Genomic DNA, 15,110 nt, shown 5'->3' on the forward strand with positions numbered 1-15,110 from the left:
AGCGGCCTCGAAGGGGAAGGAAGCAGGGGGCAACGGCCCTTCGACGGCGGGCAGTTGACCTTGCCGCCGAGCCGCCCGCGAGGGCCCCGGTCAGCGGATGGTGATCGTGATGGTGGAGCCCTTGGGGGCCTTGTCGCCGGCCTGCACCGACTGCTTCTTCACGGTGTCGCCGAACAGCCCGAGCAGCCCGCGGTCCTCGTCCACCTTGAAGCCGGCGCCCTCCAGCGCCTTGTGGGCGTCGTCGACGCTGTCGCCGACCACGTCCGGTACCTCGATCATCTCCGGGCCCTTGGACAGCGTCAGCGTCACCGTGTCGCCCTGGGCGGCCTGGCTGCCGTCGCCCGGGCTCTGCTGGGCCACCTTGCCCTTGTCGTACTCGGAGTTGACCTGTCCGGGCGCGACCCGCACCTTCAGCCCGGCGTCCGTCAGCTGCTGCCGGGCGTCCGCCGGATCGTCACCGGTGACGTCCGGCACGTCGATCGGGCTGCCCTTGCTGACGGTCAGCGCGATCGCCGAGCCGGCGTGCCGCTCGGTGCCGGCCTGCGGGGTCGTGGCGATCACGGAGCCCCTGGGCACGTCCTGGCTGAACTCCCGGGTGACCATGCCCGGCTCCAGACCGTCCGCCTTCAGCCGTGCCCGCGCCTCGGCCAGCGTGCGGCCCTCGACGTCCGGCACCTTCACCGTCTCCGGGCCGAGCGAGATGGTCAGCGTCACCGAGTCGTGGTCGCGGATGCGCGCGCCGGGCGCCGGGTCGGTGCCGATGACCGTGCCCCGCGCGACGGTGTCGTTGTACTCCCGCCTGACCCGCCCGACCTCGAGACCGGCCGAGTCCAGCCGGGCGCGGGCCTGAGCCTCGGTCTTGGCCAGCAGCGGCGGGACCTTCGTGAACTGGCCCGAGTTTATGTACCACACGCCGGCTCCGGCGCCGAGCAGCACCAGCACGGCGGCGGCGATCGTCAGCACCATCCGCGTGGACCGGCGGGGCGGCGCCGGGGGCGCCTGCAGCCGACTGGTGCGCTGCACGCCACCCTCGGCCGGCTCCTCGTCGCCGACCGGCAGCGGCCTGGGCACCGTCAGGGAGCGCGGTATCACGCTCGTACGGTCGCCGGCGTTGTCGTGCTCCGCCGTGACCGCCTGCGGCGGCATCGCGTCCAGCTGGTCGTCGCGCAGCCCCTGCCGCGCCTCGCGCGCCCGGGCGAGCAGCGCCACGGCGTCCTGCGGGCGGATGTCCGGGATACGCGCGGTCGCCGACGCGACCAGCTCGTCCAGGTCGTGGGGCAGTCCCGGCACCAGCGCCGAGGGCGGCGGCACGTCCTCGTGGACGTGCTTGTAGAGCACCTGCGCGGGGGAGTCCCCCGCGTGCGGCTTGGCGCCGGTAAGCATCTCGTACAGCACGACACCGCACGCGTACACGTCGACCCGCGCGTCGGCGCTGCCCTGCTCGATCTGCTCCGGCGCGAGGTACGACACGGTCCCGAGGACGGCTCCGGTCGTGCTGGTCTGGGTGTCCACGGACCGCACGAGCCCGAAGTCGGCGACCTTGACCCGGCCGTCGTCACCTATCAGCACGTTCTCGGGCTTCATGTCCCGGTGCACGAACCCGGCCCGGTGCGCCGCCCCGAGCGCGGCGAGGACGGGTTCGAGGATGTCGAGCGCCGCGCGGGGCTGCAGCGCCCCCCGCTCGCGCAGCACGTCCCGCAGAGTGCACCCGGCGACGTACTCCATCGCCAGGTACACGTACGACCCGTCGGTGCCCTGGTCGAAGACCTGCACCACGTTCGGGTGCGCCAGCCGGGCCACCGACTTCGCCTCCCGGATGAACCGCTCCACGAACGATCCGTCCATGGCGAGCGCCGGGTGCATCACCTTCAGCGCGAGCACACGGTCCAGACGGGTGTCCAGGGCCCGGTAGACCGTGGCCATCCCGCCGACCGCGATCCGCGCGTCGACGCGATAGCGGCCGTCGAGCACCTGCCCGACGAGGGGGTCCTGAAGGGTCGTATCCACGAGAGGGGAGTCTACGAGGAGCGGCCGACAGCGCCGCACGGTGCGCCGAGGCCGGTGACGGAATGCAGCACAGCTGTGACGGCCCCGCGATCAGAACGCCGGGCGCTCGGGATCCAGGTGGGCGCGTCCCTCGGCGGGGGAGGAGGCCTCGGCGAAGTGCCTGCGCGGAATGCGTCCGGCCAGCCTGGCCAGCCGGCCCCCTTCCACGGCATGCCGCATCGCGGCGGCCATCGTCTCCGGCTCCTGCGCCCGGGTCACGGCCGAGGCGAGCATCACACCGGCACACCCGAGCTCCATGGCGAACGCCACGTCGGACGCCGTACCGGCCCCCGCGTCCAGAATCACCGGCACACGTGCGTGCTCGACGATCAGCTGGAAGTTGTGCGGGTTGCGGATGCCCAGCCCGGAGCCGATCGGCGAGCCCAGCGGCATGACGGCGGCACAGCCCACGTCCTGGAGCTTGCGCGCCAGCACGGGATCGTCGTTGGTGTACGGCAGCACCGTGAACCCGTCGTCGACCAGTGTCTCCGCCGCCTCGAGCACCTCCACCGGATCCGGCAGCAGCGTCCGCTCGTCGGCGATGACCTCCAGCTTGATCAGGTCCGTGCCCAGCGCCTCCCGTGCCAGCCGCGCGGTCAGCACCGCCTCGCCCGCGGTGAAACAGCCCGCCGTGTTCGGCAGCACCCCGATGCCCAGCTTCCGAAGCACCGACAGCACCGAACCGTGCACGGAGGGGTCCACCCGCCGCATCGCGACCGTCGTCAGCTCCGTGCCGGAGGCGACCAGCGCACGCTCCAGCACATCGAGGCTGGGCGCACCGCCCGTACCCATGATCAGCCGTGACGAGAGGGTCGTACCCCCGAGGACCAAGGGATCGTCGGCCATGCCTCAGCCCCCCTGCACCGCGGTGAGGACTTCGACCCGGTCGCCCTCGGCCAGCGCCGTGGCGGCCCACTGCGCGCGCGGGACGACGGTCTCGTTGACGGCGGCGGCCACCCCGGACGGCGACGGGGTCAGCGACCGTACGACGACGTCGAGAGCGGTGCCCGGAACGATCTCCCGGCGCTCCCCGTTGACGGAGATCGAGACGCTCATGCGGGCAGCTCCATGAGGACGGCGGCGCCGAAGCGCCGCGGTGTGAAGGGACGGGCCTGTTCGGGCAGCTCGCCGTCGGCCAGCAGCCGCGCCATCACATCCCCGGTGACCGGCGTCAGCAGGACCCCGTTGCGGTAGTGCCCGGTGGCCAGCAGCAGCCCGTCCAGTCCGGACGGACCGAGCAGCGGAGCGTTGTCCGGGGAGCCGGGACGCAGCCCGGCCCGGGTCTCGGTGAGCGGCAGCTCGGTGATCCCCGGAGCCAGCTCGTGGGCGTCCCGCAGCAGCTCGTACACCCCGCCCGCGGTGACGGTCGTGTCCCAGCCCAGTTCCTCGCTGGTCGCGCCGACGACCAGTTCGCCGTTCTCCCGGGGCACCAGATACACCTGGCTGCCGCGGACCACGGCACGGACGGTACGGCTGAGGAAGGGCGCGTGCCGGCGCGGCACGGCGAGCCGCAGCACCTGCCCCTTCACCGGCCGCACCGGCGGCAGCAGCGCCTGCGGCACGCCCGCGAGTCGCCCGCTCATGCTCCCCGCGGCGAGCACCACTTGCCCGGCGAGCAGAGCGGTGCCGTCGGCCGTGGTCACCCCGGTCGCCCGGTCGCCTGCGACGTCCAGCCGTTCGGCCCGCGCGCGGTGGAAGGCGACTCCGGCCCGCTCGCACGCGGTCACCAGGGCCGCCGCGAGCCGCCGCGGATCGATCTGGTGGTCGCCGTCGACCCGCAGCCCGCCGCGCACCCCGGGTGCCAGCATCGGCTCGAGGCGCCGGCACTCCCGCCCGGACAGCCACTGCGAGTCCAGGCCCGAGCGCTGCTGCAGCGCGTGCAGTTCGCGCAGGTGGGCGCGGTCGTCGGCGTCGAGCGCGACCGCGAGGGTGCCGCAGCGGCGGTAGCCGAGGTCGTGGCCGGTCAGCTCGGTCAGCTCGGCCGCGAACTGGGGGTAGCGGCGGGCCGACTCCAGGTTCAGGGCGAGCAGCGTCTCCTCGCCGTAGTGCAGTTCGGTGACGGCGGCAAGCATCCCGGCCGCGACCCGCGCGGCCCCGCCGCCGGGCTCGGGGTCCACCACGGCCGTGGCGAGCCCGCGCTGCGCCGCCCGCCAGGCCGTGACCAGGCCGATGATCCCGCCCCCGATGACGAGGACGTCGGACGTACGTGACGACATGGGCGTCCAGCCCCTCCCTTCGCCGGCATGACCCGGATCAGGTTCGTACGGTCGGAGGCCGCCAGCCCCCCTCTCAGCCCGGTGCGTCCGGGCTCCCGCGAGTGCTTGTACGGGGGCCACCCTAGCCCGCCGCCCGCGCCGCCCGTAAGAGAGCCCCCGGCGGTGCGGGGCCGTCCGGTCGGCACCCGGGAGGGCGAGCCGCCGGGCTTCGGGGCACCGGTACGAGCGGTGTGGAGCAGGTCACCGGGCATCACGGCTGACTGACGCTCCGTCACCTGTCTATGGTGATCGGGTGAGCGAGCAGACAGCCCCGGAGGGCACGTCACAGGGGCGGCGCGTGGTCGTCGTCGGCGCGGGCATGGCCGGGGTGCAGACCGCGGTCGCGCTGCGGGAGCAGGGCTTCAAGGGCGTCATCACCGTGATCGGCGCCGAACGGCACCAGCCGTACGACCGGCCGCCGCTGTCCAAGGCCGTGCTCCTCGGCAAGGCCGAGGACTCCGCCTTCGACGTGGACTTCGAGTCCCTCGGGGTCGAACTGCGGCTCGGCTGCGAAGCGCTGGGCCTGCGCCCCGCCGAGCACGAGCTGGACACCGAGCGGGGCCCGGTGCCGTACGACGTCCTCGTCCTCGCGACCGGTGCCGAGCCGATCACCCTGCCGGGCACCGAGGGCGTGCCAGGCGTGCATCTGCTGCGCACCCTGGACGACGCCGAACGGCTGAAGCCGGTGCTCGCCCGGCAGCACGAGATCGTGGTCGTCGGGGCCGGCTGGATCGGCGCCGAATTCGTCACGGCCGCCCGGGAGGCCGGCTGCGCGGTGACCGTCGTGGAGGCCGCCGACCGGCCGCTCGCCGGTGCGCTGCCCGCCGAGGTCGCCGCCCCCATGGCCGCCTGGTACACCGACGCGGGCGCCGAGCTGCGCACGCGCGCGCGCGTGCAGCGCGTCGAGCCGGGCGCGGTGATCCTCGCCGACGGCACCCGGCTGCCCGCGGGCGCGGTCGTCGTCGGCATCGGCGCCCGTCCCGCCACGGCCTGGCTGGCCGGCTCCGGCGTCGATCTGGGCCCGCACGGGGACGTCCTCGCCGACGCCCGGCTGCGCACCTCCGCGCCGGACGTGTACGCCGTCGGCGACTGCGCCTCCTTCCCCTCCGCCCGCTACGGCGAACGGCTGCTCGTCCACCACTGGGACAACGCGCTGCAGGGCCCGCGCACGGTCGCCGCGAACATCCTCGGCGAGACCCCGGCGGCCTACGACCCGGTGCCGTACTTCTGGTCCGAGCAGTTCGGCCGCTTCGTCCAGTACGTCGGCCACCACCCCGCAGCCGACCGGTTCATCCGGCGGGGCGACCCGACGGGCCCGGCCTGGACGGTGTGCTGGCTGTGCGAGGACCGTCTGGTGGCCCTGCTGGCGGTGGGTCGACCGCGTGATCTCGCCCAGGGGCGGAGACTGATCGAGGCGGGCAGCCGCATGGACGCGGCGGCCCTGGCCGACCCCGGAAAGCCCCTGAAGGACGCGAAGGCCGACTGATCGGTGCTTTGAGGGGCAGTGCCCCAAAGCGGGCGCGGGGCTGTGCCGACAGCGCTGCTCCACCGCGACGGGTGTCCCCCTCGGGTTCGAGCGAAGCCGGGAACCCGGGGGCGGCCTGCCATGACGGCATCGCCCCCGCCCGACGACACAACAGGCACGACGCATCGCGACCAGACCGGCCGAGCGCCTACCCTTGGTGCCGTGACCGAGATTGACGCAAAGATCGATGCTCTCGTCCCCGCCTGGCTCACCCTCCCCGACATCGCCGAAATGCTCGGCGTGGAGGTGACGCGCGTGCGGCAGCTGGTCAAGGAGGGTCAGCTCATCGCCGTCCGCCGCGGTGAGAACCGGGCGCTGCACGTCCCCGCCGCCTTCATCGACGGGGACAAGGTCGTCAAGGGCCTGTCCGGCACCCTGACGCTCCTGCGGGACGACGGCTTCACGGTCGAAGAGATGATCGAGTGGCTCTTCACCCCCGACGACACCCTGCCCGGCACCCCCGCGCAGGCCCTGAGCGAGAATCGCGGCACGGAGGTGAAGCGCCGCGCCCAGGCGCTCGCCGTCTGAGCCGATCCGCACGAGGGGGTGGCGTGCGGGCCGCGGAGCCCGTACGCCACCCGTGACCGCAGCCAGGGACACCGATCAGGGGGACCCACGTATGTCCGACACCGCGCGCGCCGCGCTTGCCGACGCCCGTCTGTACCTCTGCACGGACGCGCGCACCCGTCAGGGCGACCTGCCCGAGTTCCTGGACGCGGTCCTGGCCGGCGGAGTCGACATCGTGCAGCTGCGCGACAAGGGCATGGAGGCCGCCGAGGAGCTGGCGCACCTGGAGGTCTTCGCGGACGCCTGCGCCCGGCACGGGAAGCTGCTCGCGGTGAACGACCGCGCGGACGTCGCCCACGCGGCCCGCGCCGACGTCCTGCACCTCGGCCAGGGCGACCTGCCCGTCCCGGCCGCCCGCGCCGTCCTCGGCGACGAGGTGCTGATCGGCCGTTCCACGCACGCCGAGTCCGAGGCCGCCGCAGCCGCCCTCCAGGAGGGCGTGGACTACTTCTGCACCGGCCCTTGCTGGCCCACGCCCACCAAGCCCGGCCGGCCCGCGCCCGGACTCGGCCTGGTCCGGTACACGGCCGGCCTGGACACCGATCGTCCCTGGTTCGCGATCGGCGGCATCGACACGGCCAACCTGGACGAGGTGCTGGAGGCGGGTGCCCGCCGGGTGGTCGTGGTCCGTGCGATCACCGAGGCCGACGACCCGGGAGCGGCCGCGGCCGAGTTCGCCAAGCGGCTCCGGCAGGCCTAGGGCGTGTTTCGAAAGTCCCGTCTGGTCCGCGACGCCTGGCACGGCACCTCGCCGCGTTGTCGGGATCGTCCACGTACGCCCGGTACGAGGACGACCCTCCGCCTTGCGATGCACCGCACCAGACGCCGCGGACCCCGCCCTCCGGGCGGACGACGCTACTTTCGAAACACGCCCTGGTGCCGCAACAGGCAACGTTCCCCCCGTCGCGACGCCCGGCACGTACTCTCGCCGCTGACGCCGCGCGGCCGCCCTTCGGGCAACGACGTCAGAATGGCCCTCCAGCGTCTGTCGTCGCCGCCCGTCGGGCGACGTCGGAAACATGACGACAGGCCTCAGCGGCTCGGCGGACCTGCGATCTTTGTCCAAGGGATGGACAGGACAGCGGCAATTCGGGCAAATCGCCGTGCTCCGGTTGGGGGACCGCCCACCCCTGGCTAACCTGCCCGTATGGCCCTCGGAACCTCCTCCACCAGGACTGATCGCGCACGCACCGTGCGCGACATTCTCGCCACCGGCAAGACGACGTACTCGTTCGAGTTCTCGGCGCCGAAGACCCCCAAGGGCGAGCGGAACCTGTGGAGCGCGCTCCGACGGGTCGAGGCGGTCGCGCCCGACTTCGTCTCCGTCACCTATGGTGCCGGCGGCTCCACCCGCGCCGGCACCGTCAAGGAGACCGAGCAGATCGTCGCCGACACCACGCTCACCCCGGTCGCCCACCTCACCGCGGTCGACCACTCCATCGCCGAACTGCGGAACATCATCGGCCAGTACGCGGACGCCGGGATCCGCAACATGCTCGCCGTGCGCGGCGACCCGCCCGGCGACCCCATGGGCGCATGGGTGCCGCACCCGCGGGGCCTGACCTACGCGGCCGAACTCGTCCGGCTCATCAAGGAGTCGGGTGACTTCTGCGTGGGCGTCGCCGCGTTCCCGGAGATGCACCCCCGCTCCACGGACTGGGACACCGACGTCGCCCACTTCGTGGACAAGTGCCGTGCGGGCGCCGACTACGCCATCACACAGATGTTCTTCCAGCCGGAGTCGTATCTCCGGCTGCGCGACCGCGTGGTGGCCGCGGGCTGTGACACCCCCGTGATCCCCGAGGTCCTGCCCGTCACCAGCGTGAAGATGCTGGAACGGTTGCCGAAGCTCAGCAACGCCCGCTTCCCGGACGCCCTGAAAGAGCGGATCCTCACAGCCAAGGACGATCCGGCGGCGGTACGCTCCATCGGTATCGACTTCGCCACGGAGTTCTGCGCTCGGCTGCTCGCCGAGGGAGTGCCCGGACTGCACTTCATCACGCTCAACAACTCCACGGCGACCCTGGAAATCTACGAGAACCTGGGCCTGCACCACCCCCCGCAGGCCTAGACCGGCCGCACCGCGATACGACACACTGCGTAGCGGTCACTGGGAGAGGGGCGTACATGGGCTGGACGGTCCTCTACATCGCGTTCGGCATCGTCGCACTGTGGTTGCTGGGCGAGGTGCTGCTGCAGTACAAGGCGCGACTGCGCTGGCGGCTGCTCGCCTTCGTCGGCTTCCTCGGAGTCGTCCTCGGCGTGCTGATGCCGTCCGTCGTCGTCATCGGGGTCGGCGCGATCGCCTTCGCGATCGGCCAGACCTACGTCACGCTGTCGTTCCGGCGCGGCTTCGCCGCCGGCTGGGCGGTCAAGCGCCCCGACCCCGACACCGAGGGCGGCAGCAAGCGCCGTCGCGGCAAGGCCGACCGGCACGACCCCGAGCTCGACGGCCACGAGCCGACCGGCCCGGAGGACGACCGGGACGCCGACGGCCTCTACCACCAGGACCACGGCGCCTACGACGAGGACTACGACCGCGACGACGTCTTCACCCCGGCCTCCCGCGGTGCCGAGCCCGCAGCCGCCGGGACCACCGCCGTCTACGAACCGCAGCCCATGCCCGAGGACACCGGTTCCTACGGCGTCTACGGCGACCCCGCCCACGCGGGCGCCACCCAGGCCCAGGGCACCGAGCAGCAGCAGTACGCCTACGACTACTCGGGCTACGGCCAGCAGGGCTACGGCTACGACGCCGGGGGGCAGCAGGCCTACGCCAACTACTCCGACCCGTACATCGGCAGCCAGTCCTACGGCGGCGCCCCGTACGACCCCGGCTACTCCGGGCAGTACGCCCAGCAGGGTTACAGCCAGGACCCGTACGGCGGCGGCTACGGCGAGACCCCGGCCAGCGGGGTGTGGGTCCCGCAGCAGCGGACCGACGAGACCTACGGCGGAGAACTCCCCCAGGAGCAGCCGTACCCCTACCAGGGCCACGCCCAGCAGCCGCAGCACGGCGCCGGGTACGACGAGCAGTACCGCTTCTGAGGCGCGTACCGCCGTCACTGGCCCGGCGCCTGCTCACCGGGAGCCGCGGAACTCCGGGCCCTCCACGATCAGTCCCGCCACCAGCGCGCCCGACATGCCCGCATGCGGCAGGCCACCGCCGGGGTGGGACCATCCGCCGACGGCGAAGAGACCGGTCAGACCGGTGGCGTTGCCCGGGTGCAGCAGGCGTCCGGCGCCTGCCGCGAGCGCCGGGGCCGGTATCGCACCGCCCGCAGCTCCCGTGGCCTCCTCGACCGCGGCAGGGGTGAGCACCTCCGTCCAGAGGATGCGGTCCCGCAGCCCGGGCACGGCCCGCGCGGCCGTGTCGATCAGGTTCTCGGCGTGGCGCCCGAGAACCTCCTGACTCTCCTGCCGTGGACCGGCGGGGACCACCGAGGACAGGACGACCGCCTCATGGGCCGCGTCCGGCACGAGTGCCGGGTCGTCCGGCCGCAGCACGGTGACGGTCGGGCGCGCCACCGTCCCTCCCGAGCTGCCGAAGATCAGCTCCCGCTCGGCCTCCGTGTCCTCCGCGTGCACCACGGTCCGGTGGGCCGTGCCGTCCGGCCGCTCGCCGTGCAGCGCCAGCAGCACCGTGAGCCGGCTCGGCATACCCCGCTGTGCAGGGACATCGCCCGCACCGCGCGGGGCCGCGCCCGGCACGAACCGGCCGAGGACGTCCGGGGCCACACCGGCCACCACGAAGTCCCCCTCGGCCACGGTGCCGTCCGCCAACTCCACGCCCACCGCCCGGCCGTCCTTCTCCAGGACCCGGGTGACCTCCGTGCCGAAGACGAACTCGACCCGCCGCCGCACGCACCGCTCGTACACCGCGCGCGCCAACTCCCGGACGCCGCCGCGCACATACCAGGTACCGAAGGCGTGCTCCATGTAGGGCAGCACGGCCGCGCTCGCCGGAGCGGTCCGCGGGTCGAGCCCGTGGGCGAGCGCCGCACTCTCCAGCAGCGCGGCCAGCCGCTCGTCGCGCAGCTCCCAGGCGCCGACCTCGGACAGCGTGCTCGCCCGCCGCGTGCGCAGCAGCCGCTTGTGCGGGACGGCCGGATACGGCTCCTTGTCCGCCAGCACCTGCCAGTTGGGCCACACCGGCTCCTCGAGCAGCGGTCTGCGGGTGCGGTCCCACGCCTCCCGGGCCCGCACCAGGAAATCGCCCCAGCGCTCGCCCGCGCCCGCGCCCAGCGCCTGGTCCAGGGCCGCGACCACACCCGCGCGCGAGGCGTTCGGCAGCGACACCTCGGTGCCGTCCGCGAAGACGTGCCTGGCGGAGGGATCGACCTGGACCAGCTCGACGCAGTCCTCCAGCGGCTCCTTGCCGGTCTTGACGAACAGATCGCGGTACACGGCGGGCAGCGTCAGCACTCCCGGGCCGGTGTCGAAGCCGAACCCGCCCCGCTCGAAGCGGCGCACCGCTCCGCCGTACGTGTCCGTGCGCTCGTACACCACCACCCGGTGGCCCGCGACGGCCAGCCGGGCGGCGGCAGCCATCGCGCCCATCCCGGCGCCGATCACCGCAATCCGTGCCATGCCTGCGACTTTACCCACCGCCACTGACGATCCGGTCCGCGGGAGGCGAGCACCGACGCGCCCCCGCGCCGGGCCGTCGGCCGCGGGTGTGAACAGGCTGAGTACCCGTACCCAGGCCGAGAGATGAGTATGTGCGCGGATGGGCCGCGACCCGGGTGAACGGGACAGTGGAGACACGGCCAGGGGGCGCGGTGCGGCACCGCCGACACGGGGCGGCGGAACGGCGCCCGCCACCGGGCCGCTCCTTCCGCCGATCCGTCGGCGGAAGCGAGACGGGGGCCCGGGGGGACGACCGCCCTCGGGGAACCACAGGGGGAGAACCGTACGGGGGAGTACGGGGAGTGGGAAGGCGCCGGCCCGGCGGCGGACCGGCGCCTTCCGCATGTCCCGGTGCCTGCGGCCCCGCCGCGGGCCGCTCAGCCCTTTCCGCTCACGCGTCCCTGCAGCAGCCGGGACAGGGCCGCGTGGACGTCGTCCAGGGAGCGCTCCGGCTGGAAGGACTTCCAGTCCAGCGCGGCCACCAGCACCATGCCGACCAGCGCGGCCGCCGTCAGCTGGACGTCGATCTCCTCGCTGAACTCGCCGGACGCCACGCCCGCGCGCAGCACCCCCTCGACCACCGCGACGGCCTCCTGCCGGACCACCATCAGCGTCGACTGCCAGGCCCGGTTGGTGCGCCACAGCTCGGCCACGTACAGCTGGGTGAAGGCCGGGTAACGGTCGATGAAGACCAGGCCCGCCCGGATCATCGCGTCGAGCGCGTCCACCCTGCTGCCGCCCGCCCGCGCGGTCCGCTCCGCCGCCTCCTTCAACGAGGCGGTGAGCAGACCGACGCCGTGCCGCAGCAGCTCCTCGAAGAGGACCGACTTGCTCGCGAAGTTGTAGTAGACCGTGCCCTTCGCGACCCCGGCCCGCTCGGCGATCTCGTCCACGGTGGTCGCGGAGAAGCCCTGCTCGGCGATGAGAGTGACGGCCGCCTCGTAGAGCTTCTGCCGGGTGGCCTCGCGGCGGGTGCTGCCGCCGGCCCTGGCGCTGCTGCTTTCCATGGCCCCGATTCTCACAGGTACGCGCGCGTGCGGTGACAGCGCGGGGAGCACGGACCTCACAGACTCAGCTCCGGGTGCAGCCGGTCCGGCGTCCACACCTGGCGGCGCCGGGCCGCGAGGGCGGTCAGCGCGACCGCGCCCGCGGTGAACGCGGCCAGCACCGCGCACGCCTGCCAGACCGGGGCGAGCCCGCCCCCGGTGATCAGGCGGCGCAGCGCCTCCACGATGTAGCTCATCGGCAGGAACGGATGGATCGCGTTGAAGAAGCCCGGACTGGTCTGCACGGGGTAGGTGCCGCCCGCCGAGGTCAGCTGGAGCATCAGCAGCGCCAGCACCAGGATCCGGCCCGCCGCGCCGAAGCGGGCGTTCAGCCACTGCACGATCCCCGCGAAGCACGCCGTGACCAGGAACAGGAAGCCGATCGTGCCGGCCGCACGCAGCATCTGCAGACCGATCGCCCAGTGCAGCACGGCCATCAGCGCGGTCACCTGGAGCACACCGACCGCGACCACCGGCAGCCAGCCCGCGAAAGCGATCCGCCAGGCCGGCGAACCGGCCGCAAGGGCACGCCGGTTGAGCGGCGGGATCAGCATGTAGGCGACCATCGCGCCCACCCACAGGGACAGCGGGATGAAGTACGGGGCGAAACCGGTGCCGTAGTTCGGCGCCCTGTGCAGGTCGTGGGAGGCCAGCTGGACCGGGTCGGACATCACGCCGGTGCGCCGGTCGCGGTCCTTCTTGTCGTAGTCCGGGATCTTCCCGGCGCCGTCGTGGAGACCGCCGGCGAGCCTGCCGGAGCCGTCGGACAGCTTGTAGAGGCCGCCGTTCAGGGTCTGGGCGCCCGATGCGGCCGTGCCGATGCCCTTGTCCAGCGAGGTCGCTCCGGCCTGGGCGGTGCCGAGCCCGGTGTGCAGCCTCTTGGCGCCGGCGGCGACCTTCTGGGCACCGCTGTTCAGTGCGTCGATCTTCGCGACGGCGTCGTTCACGTCCTCGTACAGGTGCGGCGCGCGCGCTTCGAGTGCCTTGGCCTGCTGCTGGAGGGTGCCGAGGTTGTCCCGCATCGTCTTCAGGTCGCCGTTCTGGTCGGCGATCAGCGTGTTGAGGTCGTCGGCCACGGTCGCCACGTCGTCGGCGGCCGTCCTGGCCCGCCCGAGGTCGGGGCAGACCGGGTCGGGGACCGCGGCCTTCTCGCAGCGCGTCCGGTAGACCTCGTCCAGGACGGCCGAGGACGCGTGGGCGGTCCTGGCGGCGCCCGGGGCGAGCTTCACCAGGACGTCCAGATTGTCGTCGACGGTCTTGGCCGAGTCGGCGACCAGGCGGGCGGTGTCCCCGATCGTCCTCTCGTTGTCCTTCAGGTAGGGGCCGGCCTTGCCGTGGACACCGTCGACCTTGTCGGCGAGCGCCTGGGTGCCGTCGGCGACCTGCCGGGACCCGTCCTGGAGGTCTCCGGCGCCGGTGTTCAGCTTCTTCAGACCCTTGGCAAGCCTGCCGCTGCCGCTCTTGGCCTCCTTCAGCCCGTCGGCGAGGTCCTTGGAGCCCTTCTCCGCCTTCCCGATGCCGGTGTTCAGCCGGTCGGCGCCCTCGGCGGCGGTGACGGTCCTGTCGTGGATGTCGGAGAACGAGACGAAGATCTTGTCCAGGAAGGTGCGGGAGGTCTTGGCGGAGGCGGCCGAGCGGACCTCGTGGAAGACGGTCCGGGAGATCTGGCCCACGATGTAGTTGTTCGCGTCGTTGGTGCGCACCTGGAGTGCGCCGGTCTCCGGGGAGCCGCCGGAACTGGACGCGATGCGCCGGCTGAAGTCGGCCGGCATGGTCAGCGACAGATAGTACGTGCCGTCCTCGACGCCCTTGCGGGCCTCCTCGTCGCTCACCTGGTGCCAGTCGAAGGTCCGGCTGTCGCGCAGCCCGGCCACGATGTCGTGACCGGCGGTGATCCGCTCACCGTCGGCCGCGGCGCCCTTGTCGTCGTTCACCAGGGCCACCGGGATGCGGTCCAGGCGGCCGTACGGGTCCCAGAACGACCACAGGTACAGGGCGCCGTAGAGCAGTGGCAGCACGAGCAGCGCGACCAGGGCCGCACGCGGGAGCCGCCCGCGTCCGAACCTCCTCAGCTCGAGCGCGGCCAGCCTAGGCGAGCGCATCGGCGTCCTCCTTCGGGTCGCTGTTCCGGCGCTGCTCGCCGCCCGCGTCGGCGCTGTCGGCCTCGGTCGTGCCGGGCTCCGCACCGGTGTCCTTCGGCCCGGTCCGTACGACGACGCAGTCGCCGGGGGCGGTGCGGCAGACGGCCGCAACCGTCGTCCCCGCGCGCGTGAGCGAGCGCAGCAGTTCCCACAGGTCGGCGCGCTCGGCGTCGGAGAGCTTGGTGTCGATGTCGTCCACGCCGAGGAGTGCGGGCCGGCCGAGCAGTGCCAGGGCGACGGAAAGGCGCAGTTCCTGGGGCCGGTCGAGGTCGCGTACGGCCGTACGGGAACCCTTGGGCAGCGTTTCGAGGTCGAGGCCGGCGGCGGCCAGGGCCGCGTCCACGCGCAGCCGGGCCTCGTGCACGCGATGGGTGCGAGGCCGCAGCAGGTCGCGCACGGAGTCGGCGAAGCGGCTCTGCCACAGAGCCCGTTCCCGCAGGTGCTCGCCGACGGTGAGCGCCGGCTCCAGGTCGGTCACCCCGGTCACGTTGGCCACCGCGCTGACGCGGCGCAGCCGGGCCATGTGCCGGGGCAGCCGGAACCCGCCGACGGTGGCCGTCCCCTCGGTGGGCTTCATTCGTCCGGTGAGCGCGAGCAGCAGACAGGTCCGGCCGGAGCCGGAGGGTCCTTCGATCGCGATGAGCGAGCCGGGCTCCGCGCCCAGGGTGACGCCTCGGAAGGCCCACCCCCGCGGCCCCTTGAGCCCCAGGCCCTCGGCCCTGACGTCCACGCCGTCCACAAGCCCCCTGCCCCTTCGTGTCGTGAATTCTTTTGAACTGACTGGTCAGTGCAAAAATACGCCCGAACCTACGATCGAAGCAAAACACCAGGTCAGAACGGATTGTCAGTGCCACACCCCACGATGAGCACATACGGCACCCGTGCCGTCACCCAGACGACA

13 protein-coding genes and 1 riboswitch are annotated in these 15,110 nt (G+C 73.0%); of the genes, 5 read left to right on the top strand and 8 right to left on the bottom strand.

Annotation, left to right across the window (positions count from 1 at the left end; translation table 11 throughout):
- Positions 1-90 precede the first annotated feature (90 nt).
- The 4 genes from pknB to thiO all read right to left on the bottom strand — a co-directional run bounded on the left by pknB (position 91) and on the right by thiO (position 4,262).
- Positions 91-2,007 carry a Stk1 family PASTA domain-containing Ser/Thr kinase gene (gene pknB, locus AC5WRT_RS09315; protein ID WP_496100112.1) on the bottom strand — a complete coding sequence of 639 codons (1,917 nt, stop codon included), beginning with the start codon at positions 2,005-2,007 and terminating at the stop codon, positions 91-93.
- Positions 2,008-2,097: 90 nt separating this feature from the next.
- Entirely contained in the window at positions 2,098-2,892 is a 795-nt protein-coding gene (locus tag AC5WRT_RS09320; RefSeq protein WP_496092480.1) for a thiazole synthase, read from the bottom strand.
- Between the two features lie 3 nt (positions 2,893-2,895).
- Positions 2,896-3,102 carry a sulfur carrier protein ThiS gene (thiS, locus tag AC5WRT_RS09325; RefSeq protein WP_496092481.1) on the bottom strand — a complete coding sequence of 69 codons (207 nt, stop codon included), beginning with the start codon at positions 3,100-3,102 and terminating at the stop codon, positions 2,896-2,898.
- Positions 3,099-4,262 (bottom strand): glycine oxidase ThiO, encoded by a 1,164-nt coding sequence (gene thiO, locus AC5WRT_RS09330; protein ID WP_496092482.1) that lies wholly within the window; start codon positions 4,260-4,262, stop codon positions 3,099-3,101. Before thiO ends, thiS begins: the two co-directional genes overlap by 4 nt.
- A riboswitch (TPP riboswitch) is annotated at positions 4,260-4,371 on the bottom strand. It overlaps the preceding gene by 3 nt.
- A 183-nt stretch (positions 4,372-4,554) precedes the next feature.
- On the opposite strand from thiO, the gene AC5WRT_RS09335 reads away from it, so the two are divergent.
- The 5 genes from AC5WRT_RS09335 (at position 4,555) to AC5WRT_RS09355 (ending at position 9,441) form a co-directional block, all read left to right on the top strand.
- Positions 4,555-5,787, top strand: a complete 1,233-nt coding sequence (locus AC5WRT_RS09335) for an NAD(P)/FAD-dependent oxidoreductase (RefSeq protein WP_496092483.1) — start codon at positions 4,555-4,557, stop codon at positions 5,785-5,787.
- A 201-nt stretch (positions 5,788-5,988) separates the two neighbouring features.
- Positions 5,989-6,354 (top strand): Rv2175c family DNA-binding protein, encoded by a 366-nt coding sequence (locus AC5WRT_RS09340; protein WP_387516151.1) that lies wholly within the window; start codon positions 5,989-5,991, stop codon positions 6,352-6,354.
- 91 nt (positions 6,355-6,445) lie between these two features.
- Positions 6,446-7,093, top strand: a complete 648-nt coding sequence (gene thiE, locus AC5WRT_RS09345; RefSeq protein WP_496092484.1) for a thiamine phosphate synthase — start codon at positions 6,446-6,448, stop codon at positions 7,091-7,093.
- A 447-nt stretch (positions 7,094-7,540) separates the two neighbouring features.
- On the top strand, positions 7,541-8,464 hold the full coding sequence (gene metF, locus AC5WRT_RS09350; protein ID WP_496092485.1) for a methylenetetrahydrofolate reductase [NAD(P)H]: 924 nt from the start codon (positions 7,541-7,543) through the stop codon (positions 8,462-8,464).
- Between the two features lie 56 nt (positions 8,465-8,520).
- Positions 8,521-9,441, top strand: a complete 921-nt coding sequence (locus AC5WRT_RS09355) for an SCO2102 family sporulation regulator (RefSeq protein WP_496092486.1) — start codon at positions 8,521-8,523, stop codon at positions 9,439-9,441.
- Positions 9,442-9,474: 33 nt separating this feature from the next.
- Here AC5WRT_RS09355 and AC5WRT_RS09360 read toward each other — a convergent pair whose 3' ends face one another.
- The 4 genes from AC5WRT_RS09360 to AC5WRT_RS09375 all read right to left on the bottom strand — a co-directional run bounded on the left by AC5WRT_RS09360 (position 9,475) and on the right by AC5WRT_RS09375 (position 14,948).
- Positions 9,475-10,983, bottom strand: a complete 1,509-nt coding sequence (locus AC5WRT_RS09360) for a phytoene desaturase family protein (protein ID WP_496100113.1) — start codon at positions 10,981-10,983, stop codon at positions 9,475-9,477.
- 416 nt (positions 10,984-11,399) lie between these two features.
- The gene (locus tag AC5WRT_RS09365) at positions 11,400-12,029 is read right to left on the bottom strand and encodes a TetR/AcrR family transcriptional regulator (protein WP_496092488.1); all 630 of its coding nucleotides are present in this window, start codon (positions 12,027-12,029) and stop codon (positions 11,400-11,402) included.
- Positions 12,030-12,085: 56 nt separating this feature from the next.
- The gene (locus AC5WRT_RS09370; RefSeq protein ID WP_496092489.1) at positions 12,086-14,170 is read right to left on the bottom strand and encodes a YhgE/Pip family protein; all 2,085 of its coding nucleotides are present in this window, start codon (positions 14,168-14,170) and stop codon (positions 12,086-12,088) included.
- Positions 14,157-14,948: an ATP-binding cassette domain-containing protein gene (locus AC5WRT_RS09375; RefSeq protein ID WP_496092490.1), complete on the bottom strand. Its 792-nt coding sequence runs from the start codon at positions 14,946-14,948 to the stop codon at positions 14,157-14,159. Before AC5WRT_RS09375 ends, AC5WRT_RS09370 begins: the two co-directional genes overlap by 14 nt.
- Between the last annotated feature and the right edge of the window lie 162 nt (positions 14,949-15,110).

This window comes from Streptomyces sp. NTD91 (genome assembly GCF_059510455.1).

Excerpts from the sequence above, each read along its gene's own strand:
- thiO (WP_496092482.1), bottom strand. The coding sequence starts at position 4,262 with ATGTCGTCACGTACGTCCGACGTCCTCGTCATCGGGGGCGGGATCATC.
- metF (WP_496092485.1), top strand. The coding sequence starts at position 7,541 with ATGGCCCTCGGAACCTCCTCCACCAGGACTGATCGCGCACGCACCGTG.
- AC5WRT_RS09365 (WP_496092488.1), bottom strand. The coding sequence starts at position 12,029 with ATGGAAAGCAGCAGCGCCAGGGCCGGCGGCAGCACCCGCCGCGAGGCC.
- thiE (WP_496092484.1), top strand. The coding sequence starts at position 6,446 with ATGTCCGACACCGCGCGCGCCGCGCTTGCCGACGCCCGTCTGTACCTC.
- AC5WRT_RS09355 (WP_496092486.1), top strand. The coding sequence starts at position 8,521 with ATGGGCTGGACGGTCCTCTACATCGCGTTCGGCATCGTCGCACTGTGG.
- AC5WRT_RS09320 (WP_496092480.1), bottom strand. The coding sequence starts at position 2,892 with ATGGCCGACGATCCCTTGGTCCTCGGGGGTACGACCCTCTCGTCACGG.
- AC5WRT_RS09370 (WP_496092489.1), bottom strand. The coding sequence starts at position 14,170 with ATGCGCTCGCCTAGGCTGGCCGCGCTCGAGCTGAGGAGGTTCGGACGC.
- AC5WRT_RS09360 (WP_496100113.1), bottom strand. The coding sequence starts at position 10,983 with ATGGCACGGATTGCGGTGATCGGCGCCGGGATGGGCGCGATGGCTGCC.
- thiS (WP_496092481.1), bottom strand. The coding sequence starts at position 3,102 with ATGAGCGTCTCGATCTCCGTCAACGGGGAGCGCCGGGAGATCGTTCCG.